This is a genomic window from Microbacterium sp. MEC084 (assembly GCF_004514465.2).
Classification (GTDB): Bacteria; Actinomycetota; Actinomycetes; order Actinomycetales; family Microbacteriaceae; genus Microbacterium.
The window spans coordinates 1-10,655 of sequence record NZ_MYFP02000033.1 but is presented as its reverse complement, the minus strand read 5'-3'; the positions used below and the strand labels follow the sequence as shown (position 1 = coordinate 10,655).

General features: G+C 69.3%; 13 protein-coding genes. 3 read left to right on the top strand and 10 right to left on the bottom strand.

Features of this window, described 5'->3' with window-relative positions; all coding sequences use genetic code 11:
* Both B5M43_RS14555 and B5M43_RS14550 read left to right on the top strand, forming a co-directional pair.
* Positions 1–217, top strand: a 217-nt coding sequence (locus tag B5M43_RS14555; protein ID WP_230668180.1) for an IS3 family transposase, incomplete at its 5' end; no start/stop codon positions are given.
* 80 nt (positions 218–297) lie between these two features.
* Positions 298–807, top strand: coding sequence for a DUF2306 domain-containing protein (locus B5M43_RS14550; RefSeq protein ID WP_134747088.1), 510 nt, complete (start codon positions 298–300; stop codon positions 805–807).
* Between the two features lie 40 nt (positions 808–847).
* Here the strand turns inward: B5M43_RS14550 and B5M43_RS14545 are convergent, their stop codons facing one another.
* The 9 genes from B5M43_RS14545 to B5M43_RS14505 all read right to left on the bottom strand — a co-directional run bounded on the left by B5M43_RS14545 (position 848) and on the right by B5M43_RS14505 (position 9,870).
* Positions 848–2,347 (bottom strand): AMP-binding protein, encoded by a 1,500-nt coding sequence (locus tag B5M43_RS14545; RefSeq protein ID WP_167626831.1) that lies wholly within the window; start codon positions 2,345–2,347, stop codon positions 848–850.
* The gene (locus tag B5M43_RS14540; protein WP_134747084.1) at positions 2,316–3,437 is read right to left on the bottom strand and encodes an MSMEG_0565 family glycosyltransferase; all 1,122 of its coding nucleotides are present in this window, start codon (positions 3,435–3,437) and stop codon (positions 2,316–2,318) included. Before B5M43_RS14540 ends, B5M43_RS14545 begins: the two co-directional genes overlap by 32 nt.
* 3 nt (positions 3,438–3,440) lie before the next feature.
* Positions 3,441–4,247, bottom strand: a complete 807-nt coding sequence (locus tag B5M43_RS14535; protein WP_230668248.1) for a carbon-nitrogen hydrolase family protein — start codon at positions 4,245–4,247, stop codon at positions 3,441–3,443.
* Between the two features lie 66 nt (positions 4,248–4,313).
* Complete coding sequence (locus tag B5M43_RS14530; protein WP_134747080.1) at positions 4,314–5,582, bottom strand: MSMEG_0569 family flavin-dependent oxidoreductase; 1,269 nt, start codon at positions 5,580–5,582, stop codon at positions 4,314–4,316.
* A complete protein-coding gene (locus B5M43_RS14525) occupies positions 5,579–5,884 on the bottom strand; it encodes an MSMEG_0570 family nitrogen starvation response protein (RefSeq protein WP_134747077.1) in 306 nt (101 codons plus the stop codon). Before B5M43_RS14525 ends, B5M43_RS14530 begins: the two co-directional genes overlap by 4 nt.
* Positions 5,877–6,761 carry a carbon-nitrogen hydrolase family protein gene (locus B5M43_RS14520; protein WP_134747075.1) on the bottom strand — a complete coding sequence of 295 codons (885 nt, stop codon included), beginning with the start codon at positions 6,759–6,761 and terminating at the stop codon, positions 5,877–5,879. Before B5M43_RS14520 ends, B5M43_RS14525 begins: the two co-directional genes overlap by 8 nt.
* Positions 6,762–6,770: 9 nt before the next feature.
* Complete coding sequence (locus B5M43_RS14515; protein WP_134747073.1) at positions 6,771–7,298, bottom strand: MSMEG_0572/Sll0783 family nitrogen starvation response protein; 528 nt, start codon at positions 7,296–7,298, stop codon at positions 6,771–6,773.
* Positions 7,299–7,364: 66 nt separating this feature from the next.
* Complete coding sequence (locus B5M43_RS14510; RefSeq protein WP_134747071.1) at positions 7,365–8,798, bottom strand: MSMEG_0567/sll0787 family protein; 1,434 nt, start codon at positions 8,796–8,798, stop codon at positions 7,365–7,367.
* 4 nt (positions 8,799–8,802) lie between these two features.
* The gene (locus tag B5M43_RS14505) at positions 8,803–9,870 is read right to left on the bottom strand and encodes an MSMEG_0568 family radical SAM protein (RefSeq protein ID WP_134747069.1); all 1,068 of its coding nucleotides are present in this window, start codon (positions 9,868–9,870) and stop codon (positions 8,803–8,805) included.
* A 168-nt stretch (positions 9,871–10,038) separates the two neighbouring features.
* Between B5M43_RS14505 and B5M43_RS14500 the strand changes: the two genes are divergently transcribed.
* Entirely contained in the window at positions 10,039–10,308 is a 270-nt protein-coding gene (locus B5M43_RS14500; protein ID WP_205829549.1) for a hypothetical protein, read from the top strand.
* Positions 10,309–10,390: 82 nt separating this feature from the next.
* Here B5M43_RS14500 and B5M43_RS14495 read toward each other — a convergent pair.
* Positions 10,391–10,655, bottom strand: a 265-nt coding sequence (locus B5M43_RS14495; RefSeq protein ID WP_230668242.1) for a transposase, incomplete at its 5' end; no start/stop codon positions are given.

Here is a 10,655-nt window from a genome sequence, read left to right as displayed (position 1 = left end):
TGCGGGCGACAACGCCGCGATGGAGTCGTTCTTCAGCCTGCTGCAGAAGAACGTCCTCGACCGCCGCGCCTGGGCCAACCGAGAACAGCTGCGCGTCGCGATCGTGACCTGGATCGAGCGGACCTACCACCGACGCCGCCGGCAAGCCCGTCTGGGCCGTTTGACGCCGATCGAGTTCGAGACCATCATGAACCAGAACCTGGCCCTCGCGGCCTAACCGAAACTGTCACCTATTCGTTCAGCAGACCCAGGCGGTCCGGCGACTTCGGCAGCTGGAGGCTGTGGAAGGATCGGGCGATGCTTGATCGTTGGGACCCCCTGATTCTTCTGCACGCGATCTCCGCGACATACGCGCTCGTGCTCGGCGCTTTCCAGATCATCCGGCGCCGACGAGGCGATCGCCCTCACCGGATCATCGGGTGGTCGTGGGTCGCCGCCATGGCCTTCGTGATCGCGTCCTCCTTCCGGATCAGGACGATCACGGGCGGCTTCGGATGGCTGCACGCTCTGTCTCTGTTCACAGCCGGCACCGTGACCCTGGGGATCGTCGCCGCCCGACGGCACAACGTGAAGGCCCACCGGTCCTTTATGACCGGAAGCTACCTGGGGTTGCTCGGAGCCCTCTTCGGCGTACTGGCCGTTCCCGAGCGTCGCATCCCGGAGACGGCGATGCATCACTCCGTCCTCTTCGCCGTCTTCGTCGCCGCAGTGGTCGGCACGGCCGCGGCCGGCGCATGGGGAACAATCCGACTGGCGGGCAGGCCCGCAGTCCGCTCCAAGCAGGTGACGGAGGCGCGCAGAGGCTGAGCGGTACGGTGTGCGCGCGACGAACTGCCAGCTCCTGTCGTCAGCGGGGTGCAGACATGGCGACGCCGCTCGCCCCCGAACGAGACGCGGAACCATCGGCTGACCGGCACGCCTCACGCCAGGCCGCCCGGGATGTCTTGCCCGCGTCGTTGCGCACCGCCTGGCGCACGAGCGTCAGAGTGCACGGCCGTCGTGCCGGATCGAGTCGCTCCGCTGCCCACGCACGCAACTCCCGCTCGTCGATGTCCGCACCGGCGATATCGGCGACCGCGGCGACGACCGCGCCGAGCTCCGGATGCGGCACACCGAAGGCCACTGCACCCCGCACGGCCGGATGGGCCTCGAGCACCGCCTCCACTTCGGCCGGGTAGATCTTCTCGCCCCCGCGGACGATGACATCATCCGAACGGTCCCGCAGGTAGAGACGCCCCTCCTCGTCGACGTGCCCGATGTCGCGCAGGGTGTCCCACCCATCGTCATCGCGAGCGGATGCGGCTCCGAGATACCGATACGCGGATTCGGTACCGCGCCGCATCCACACCTCGCCCGCTTCGCCGACCGCGGCGGGCGAGCCATCGGAGCGGCGGATCAGGATCTCCGTACCGCCCACCGGGCGCCCGACCGTGCCGGGGTGCCGGAGCCACTCATCGCCGCGCACGAGGGTGAGCCCGTTCGATTCGCTGCCCGCGTAGACCTCGACGACGCGCTCAGGACCCAGCCAGGCGAGGAAGCCTCGCTTCAGGTCCGGCGCACAGGGTGCGCCCATGTGCAGCACGGTCTCGATGCTGCGCACCCGCGCAACCGACCGCTCCGCCTCGGGCAGCCGCAGCAGCCGGCGCATCATCGTCGGGACGAGCAGCGCCCAGGTCACCGCATGCCGCTCCACGGCGTCGAGCCACGCGCGCTCGTCGAAGCGCGGCAGCACCACGAGGCGGTGACCCGTCATGAGCCCGCGCATCGCGTATGTGAACACGGCCGAGTGCGACAGCGGCCCTGACACCAGTTGCACACCCGCCAGCGGCAGGAACTCCGCCGCCGGCCGCGTCGGATCGAACAACGCGGGCCCGGTGGCGACGACGAGCTTCGGCGAGCCGGTGCTGCCCGACGACGTCGGCGCCTTCCAGCTCGCCGCATACGAGTCGGGCGGAGCCGTGGACGGGTACCGTCCCTCGAGCGCGAGCGGATCGTCGATCGTCGGCATCCCCGAGATGCCGGTCGGGGCCCCGATCGCGGCGCTCGGCCGCGCGACGCGGGCGATGGCGAGACGCTGTCCGGGCGAGCGGTCGATGGCGACAGGCTGCGGGGTCGCACCGGCGCGCCATGTCCCGACGCATGCCACGATGAACGCGCGGGTGTTCGGCAGCGTGATGGTGACGAGGTCGTCGCGCCGCACGCCCCGCGCGATGAGCTCCCACGCCAGCCGTGTGGCCGCCGCATCCAGCGCCGCCGCCGTCAGGTCGCCCGCCGCGTCCGTGACGACGATGCAGTCGGGTGTGTCGCGTGCCGCGTCAGCGAAGATCTTCGAGATCGAGCGGCGCACCGCCGTCTCCTCCGCGTTCGGAGACCAGTTCGTAGAACCGCTCGTGCCGCGCCGCCGCGGTGTCCCACGAGTAGGAGGCCGCGACCTTCCGACCCGGACGGGGATCGACGGAAGTCGACAACGCCCGCTCGAGCGCCGCGGCGATTCCTGCGACGTCCGCGGCGTAGGCGACGGCGCCGCCGAACACCTCGCGCAGCACCGGCAGATCGCGCGCGACGACGGGCGTCCCGGCCGCGAGCGCTTCCATAGCGGCCAGCCCGAAGCCCTCCTTCGTCGAGACGAAGGCGAGCACATCCGCTGCAGCGACCAGAGGCGGTACCGCGTCGTGCGGAAGCGTGCCGAGGACGATGGGTGAGACATTCAGCTCTACGGCCCGACGGTCGAATGCGGCGCGGTAGTCGCGGTAGTCGAACAGCGTCTCGCCGCCGCAGAAGACGAGCGAGACATCCGGATGCTGTGTCCGCAGCATCGCGTAGGCCTCCAGCAGGTCGATGCTGCCCTTGCGGGGCTCGATTCCGCCGACGGCGAGGACGTAACGACCGAGTCGCGCCGACCAGACGCCGCGGTCGTCGGCGGGCACCCCGGCGAAGCGGGTGAAATCGACGCCGTTGGGGATGACGGTCGCGCCGAGTCCGTACTGCTCCCTCACCTCGCCGGCGACGGCAGCCGATACGCACAGTCGCGCGATCGGCTCGCGCACGGCACGCTCGTGGCATTCCACGAGCCGTGGCGTCGTGAAGGCGTCGAGGTGGTGGATCGTGCGGATGGCACGGCCGACCGCGTTGGCCGAGATGCAGTCCTGCGCATGGACGATCCCGCCCACTCCTCCCGTGGGCGCGAAGGCCGCGCGCATCGTCTGGATGGAGCGTTCGATGCGATCGCCGACGGTCTCATCCTCTCGCGGGTCGAAGGGCACGACCCGGATCCGCACCGCCGGATCGAGGTCACGGAAGAATGCGCGGTCGCCACCGCGGCCGAGCGTCCACACCGTGACCTCGTGGCCTCGCCGCGCAAGAGCCTCGGAGAGGGCGAGCGTGTGCACGACTCCGCCGCGCGGCTTGGTCGAGTAAGTGATCTGGTCGATCTGCACGGATCACACCGAGCCGGTCCGGTAGGCGGTCTCGACCCGCTGCGCGAGATGGTCGAGCGATCGCCGAGCACGGGCGATGTCCGCGGACACGTCCGCGCTGGCGAGCGCGAGACCCCCTTTCGCCCACGTCTTCGCGATGATCTCGCCGGCCGGGTCGACGACCTTCGCCTGCCCGAGGAAGCGCAGGCCGCCCAGCACACCGGTCTGGTTCGCCGACACGACGAACAGCTGGTTCTCGGCGGCGCGGGCGCAGTCGTACAGGTCGAACAGATGCGCCTGCCGGTCGTTGCGGATGCGGTCGGAACGGTCGGTGACGCTCGCGGGCCACGCGTTCAGGCAGGCGATGATCTCGGCCCCGTCGAGGGCCAGTGATCGTGCAGACTCGGGGAACGTCTTGTCGAAGTCGATGAGCATCCCGATGCGTCCGACCGGCGTATCGAACGCATCGAACCCCTCTCCCGCCCGGTACGCCTCCGATTCGCCCAACGGCAGGTGAACCTTGCGGTGCGTGCCGAGGATCTCTCCGCCGCCCACGCAGACGGCGGTGTTGTACCGCTGCTCCTCCCCGTCGACGAGCACCCGTTCTGCGATGCCAACGCACACCACCATGTCGCCGGCCGCCTCGGCGACCGACCGCACCTCGGGCCCATCGAGCTCGACGGCGGGCGGCAGGCCGCCGTCGGCCTGGGCGGGGTGGTGCAGATCGAGCAGGTATCCGCCGATCGTCGCATCCGGAAACACCAGCAGATCGACACCCGCCTGTCGGGCCTGCTCGACGATGCCGGGAAGCTTGACGAGCGTGCGCTCCACGTCGCGGCCGAAGTGCGCCGCCACCGCCCCCATCGTCACCGAACTCATCGACGTCAGCGTAGGACGCTATCCCGCCAGACGCTGGCGGTGCGTCTCGCCCACGTGCGCCGCAATGCCTTGGGCGACGTGCTCGGCGTCGCGCGCGACCGAGTGGAACCTCCCCGATCCCCACGTGTGCATCCACGGCAATCCGATGAACGCGAACCCCGGGACCGACGTCTCGCCGCGCGTGTGGGCGGGATGGCCCTCGGGGTCGAACACGTCGAGGTCGATCCATGACCAATCGGCCCGGAATCCGATGGACCACACGATCGCCGACAGCTCGGCGAAATCGAGCCTGTCCGGCGCATCCGGCGGCGGCGCCCACACCGGCGAGTACCGTTCTTCGGTGGGCGCCTCGATGCCCTCGCGCGCGATGTACGCGTCGATGTCGTTCTTGATCGACTCCGCCACCGAATCGGCATAGTCCAGGTCGGCGGCGAGATTTCCGCCGAAGAGGATGCCATCGGCGTCCACCCCGATCGCCCGGCCGTACAGCTGCATGCCCTCTTGGGCGAATGCTCGCAGATCGATGTCGCGGCCGCCGTCCCGTCCGGTGACGTAATGATTGGTCGACTCGCGTTTGGCCAGACCCGCCGTCGACACCGGGATGTCGTAGACCCCCATCTCGGCCAGCCACGTCATGCAGTCGCGTCCCCGATAGAAACGCGCGACGCGGGGCGCTCGCCCGGCGGCCAGGTGAACGCGCCGGCCCTCGAGGTGCAGGTCCTCAGCGATCTGGGTGCCCGACTGTCCCGTTCCGACCACGAGCACGTCTCCGGCGGGAAGTTGCGAGGCACTGCGGTACTCATGCGAATGCACCTGCAGAATGCGAGGCGGCACAGCGCCCGCCCACTCGGGCAGCACGGGGACGTGGTAGCCGCCCACGGCCGCCACCACACTGTCGGCCGTGACTGTGCCGGCCGTGGTCTCGACGAGGAAACCGGACGTCGGGTGCGTTGAGACGCGGGTGACGGTGACGCCCTCGATGACGGGCGCGTCGAACGAGTCGGCGTATCGCCGGACCCAGGCGTAGACCTCGTCACGCTGCATGAAGCCGTCGGGATCGTCGCCGTCGTAGGGGTAGTCGGGAAGCGAGCAGTGCCAGTTCGGGGTGACGAGCGTGAAATTGTCCCACCGCCCGTCCCGCCACTCGTGGGCGATCTCGTCGCGCTCGATCACCACATGCGGGATGCCCCGGTCGACGAGAAGCTTGCTCACCGACAGTCCGGCTTGACCGGCGCCGACGATGACCGTCGGATAGTGCTCGCCCGAAGTCAGCGTCGCGCGGATCATGCGGCACCCTCGTCGCCCGGCAGGGGCGGCTCCATCCGCAGCACCTCGACCGTGCCGCTTCCGAATCCCGCGGCGAGGCGGCCGATCTCCTGCTCGGACGCCATCGCCGAGGTGCACGCGAAGCCGAACTTGGCGCGCACGCGTTCGCTGGCCTCGTGGAGGGCAGCGGATGTACGCGCCAGGAAATCCTCGACCGGATAGTCGGCACCGACGACGAGATGGTCGTGCATCACGAGGCTCGGCGAATAGTGTTCGGTGACGGCGCCATCCGGCCACCGCACCGCGAAACGCATCTCAGGCATGGACGAGCTCCTCCTTGCGGGCGACGAGATCGGAGGCGTAGGCATCGGGTCGCCGGTCACGCAGGTGGAACATCCCGCCGCGCATCGCCCGGAATGTCGCTTCCACATCGATCTCCGCGATGGCCAGTCCCGCGTCCAGGAGCGTCGTGGCGAGCACGTTGCCACCAGGGTCGACGACCTTGGCGTTCGCGACGTATCGGAGCGATCCGAACGTGCCCGACTGGTTGGACGCGATCCAGAACACCTGATTGTCGAGGGCGCGCGACATGTCGAAGAGGTTGTGGCGGTACGTCCAGCGATCCTCCTGCAGATTCTCGGCGGTCGCTGTGCGCGCGGCCGGCCACGCCGAGAGACTGGCGATGATCTCAGCGCCGTCGAGCGCCAGTGACCGTGCTGCTTCGGGGAATGCCTTGTCGTAGCAGATCTGCAGCCCGATACGCCCGACCGGGGTGTCGAACGCGCGATACTCCGACCCTGCCGAATACGACATGTTCTCGCCGAGCGGCTGATGCACCTTGCGGTACGCCCCGTAGATGGTGGTGCCGTCGAGGCAGGCTGCCGCGTTGTAACGCGTTTCGCCATCGGCGTCGAGTTCGCAGAAGCCGATGCACACGATCATGTCACCGGCGATCTGCTGCACACGGCGCAGTTCGGGACCGTCGAGGGTGATGGCCGGTGGCAGCGAGCGCTGCGTCGTGCGCACCGTGTCGCCGTGGTTTCCCAGTGAGGAGAGGTATCCCCCGATGGCAGCCTCGGGGAAGACGAGGAGCTGCACTCCGGCGTCCCTCGCCTCCCCGACGATACGTTCGATCAGCGCGTAGTTCTCTTCGAGGTCGCGGCCGAAGTTGGCCGCGACCGCGGCGACTGTCACGGTCACTTCCTGCTCCTACAGGTTGTATGTGGAGTTGATGATCGCGCCCTTGCGCGCGTAGTGGATGAGCGCATCCTGCACGTCGAGCGGGTGGGCGGGGATGACGCCCTCGATGAGGTCCTCTTCGCGCAGGCCGTGCAGCGCCATGCCGAACCGGCAGGCGAACACGGTGCCGCCCTCCTTGATGAAGGTCTCCAGGGAGCCGTTCATGTTGAGCTCTCCAGGGAAGCCAGCGTCCCCCGTCGTCGGGAAGCCACGCGTCGCCATGCATGCGAGCGCTCCCGGTCCGTAGAAGTACATCGCCGACTCGAAGCCCTTGCGCAGCGCCCGAGTGGCCTGCAGGATCGCGACGAAGCTCACCGACGACTCATGCGGGATGCCGTGCACGAGCGTGAAGTAGCTTTCGCCGTTCTCGGCCTGGTAGTCGGGGAAGATCTTCGTGGATCCGTAGAGGTTGCTGCCCTTCGGCAGCGACGGGTGCGGAATCTCGTTCAGCGACTTCTCGATGTTCGCCTGGATCTGGGCGTCGATGTCGTCGGTCATGGTGCTCTCCTGTCGGTCGGTGGTGCGCGAAGGGTGTGCCGGATGGCGGTGGAACGTCGATAGGGGTCAGAGTGTGTGCTCGGCGGCGCTTCCACGTGCGGAGGCGGTACCCAGACCGCTCGCGCGGGGCCCTGCCGCGACGGTCTCGATGCCGTCGGGCCAACGCAGCCGGACACCGGGCTGGGGATCGATCGACCCGATGACGGCGGTGGTCGCCGGGCGGGCCGTCATGCGTGACGCCCCGGGAGAATCGCTCGTGAGCATCCCGAACCCGGGGAAGCAGGTCAGCCAGTCACCGAAGGCGGCCCCGGGAGGCGCCGGGACGGCGGCGACATCGATCGTCACCCCTGTACCCGACGACTCAGCGAGCATCGCCGCGGTGCCGACGATGCCCGCCATGGACACGTCCTTGGCGGCCGCGGGTCGCGCCTCGCCGACCGACCGCGCCATGGCGCGCAGGTCGGCACCGGAGCTCGTGGACGTCGAGTCCCACTGCTTTCCCTCGAAGCCGCGACGCCACCCGCCGCGGAGATCGACTGTGAGCGAGAGGTCATGACCCGGCCGTGCGCCGCCGCCGGGCACCGGGCGTGCGGCACGACCGATCGCGGTGACGGTGAGGGACGGTGCCACACCCAGCTGCGTGTGTCCGCCCAGCACCGGCACATCCCACGCGATCGCGGCGCTGCGGAGCCCGTTCAGCACGCGGCGGGCGAAGGAAGCGGTCGGCGCCGCCACGGCGTTCATGAGGCCCGATCCGGTCGCCCCCATCGCCGTGAGATCGTTCATGTTGACGAGAACGCCGCACCACCCCGCCCACTCGGGGTCGCGGGTCAGCAGCGATGGCAGGATGGCGTCGCACGCGGCGACCAGGTCGCTGCCGGGGATCGGGGCACCGTCGTCACCCACATAGCCTTCGCCGCCCAGCGTGTGCAGGATGTCATCGCGAAGCATGCCGATCACGTCGACGATCGGCGCCTTCGTGGCCTCGACGAGCCGTGCGATGCGCTCGATCGGCCAGCGCATGCGAGCGTGCTCGACACCCGCGACGATCTCGCTGCCCCACTCCGTCCACCCCAGGCGCCGGAAGAGCACGGCGTTGGGCCGCTGCACCGCCGCCTCGAAGCGGAGCACGCCCGAATCCAGCGCGGTGCGGCACGCCGCACGTACGAGCGCCGGGCCGATGCCACCGGAGTGCCGCGAACCCTTCGCGACGGCGAGCCGGCTACCGGTCCACCAGCCGATGTCCCGTCCTTCGGTGGCCGGGGCGAGACGCACACCGCCGAGCACCCCACCCTCCGGTGTGCGCGCGACCAGCACGATCGTGCGCGGGTCGTCGTCGATGCGATCGCCGTCGGTGCCGGCGAAAAGTCCCTGCTCGTCCACGAAAACGTCGCGTCGGATGCGTCGGTAGGCCTCGACTTCCTGCCCTTCGGCACGACCGATGCTCCACGCGTCCGTGCGCGGTACGGCGTGTCCGGTGAGAACGGGGACGTCCAGCATGCGCTCACGCCCCCGCAGTCTTGAGCACGCCGCATGCGCCGCACGCAGCGCACCCGGCCTTCTGGTCCTCGCTGCGCATGCCCGCCGCCGTGAGAAGCTCGGCGACGCGTGTCGTGACATCGTGCAGCAGCCGCCGATCCGGGGCAGGCACATGGTCGACGTCGGTGGCGAGGGTGCCCTTGAGGGGACGGAAGGGCACGACGAACGGATAGACGCCCATCTCGATCAGTTCGCGCGCTCCCTCGACGAACTCGTCGGGGTCCTCACCGAGGCCGACGAGCAGGTATGTCGATACCTGGTTGTAGCCGAAGACGCGGACCGCCTCCCGCCACGCAGCTCGGTACTCGTCCATCGACACGGTCGACTTGCCGGGCATCCACCGCCGGCGCACCTCGTCGTCCATGGATTCCACATGGATGCCGATGGAGCGCGCACCCGCCTCGTACAGGTCCGTGATCGCCTGCAGGTCGGCTGGGGGCTCGCACTGCACCTGGATCTGAAGATCGGGAACCGCTGCCTTCACCGCCCGGACGCAGCGCGCCAAGTGCTTGGCGCCGCGGTCCCGTCCGTTCGATGTGCCCGTGGTCATGACCATCTGCCGGATCCCGTCCAACCGCACCGCCGCCTCGGCGACCTCGGCGAGCATCGCCGGTGTCTTCACGGCGATCGTCGCGCCCGACTCGAGCGAGGCCTGGATGGCGCAGAACCGGCATCGCTCGCTCTCGTCGTAACGCACACATGTCTGGACGACGGTGGTGGCGAGGATGTCGCGGCCGTGCAGCTTCGCGATCTTCTCGTACGAGATTCCGTCGGCGGTCTGCAGGTCGTAGAACGCCGGGCGTCGAACCGGCTGGACGTCCAGGCCGAGGTCGGCACCATCGAGCGTCAGCCGCCCGGAGCGGATGACGTACGGGCTGTCCGGGTTGAGCGGGATGGCTGCGCCTTCTCCACCGATGAGGAAGTGCCCGTCGTCGCTCGGCCCCGCACCGCCCGTCCGGCGGACGGGTGCGTCGCTGCGGACACCCAGGAGTGCGATGTTCACCCGGGTGGAAACCGTGTCGGCCGTCGTCATGCCGTCAGTTTCCGGGCCAATCCGTTTCGGGTTGGCTACAGCGGGAGGTCGATCGTGTTTCCGCCCGAGAAGATCGTGTTACCTGATCCTTCCCCGGGGACACCACCGCTGACACCGGCCGCTACTTCTCACTGGTAGCCCGCGCGAAGTGCAGCCCTTGGGCTCACGATGCACGCCCGGCTGCCCACGGAGGGCGTCGACTTCACGGCACCGGTCGACTCGCTGATGGTCGACCAGGCGTGCGACATCCTGACGCTCGACCTCGGTCCGCTGCACCTCGACCTGCTCGGCCTCGTCGTCGACCTTGCCCCGGTGAACCTCGACGTGACGGCCCAGCCCGGCGCGGGCAACCTGCTCGGCAACCTGCTGTGCGCGGTCGCGGGACTGCTCGACCGCGACGGCCCCGTGACATCACGGCGCTCCTCAACCGCCTGCTGACGGGCCTCGGCCTGTAACCCGAACGGCGGCACGCGATCGGCCCGGCACCCTCTGGGGTGCCGGGCCGATCTCTGTGCGTGATCTAGGGCATGTCTGATAATTGCCGGGTCCAGGCGATGACGGCGTTGAGGATGACAGCGGCCCGGTAGGTGATCGCGAGTTTGTCGTAGCGGGTGGCGAGTCCTCGCCATTGCTTGATGTGGCAGTAGCGGCGCTCGATGACGTTGCGGCCCTTGTAGTCGGCGGCGTCGAGGCCGACGGGGCGTCCGCCGCGTGAGCCGCGGCGCTTGCGGTGGCCTTGCTGGTCGGACGGCTCGGGGATCACGGCCTTGATCCCGCGGGCGCGT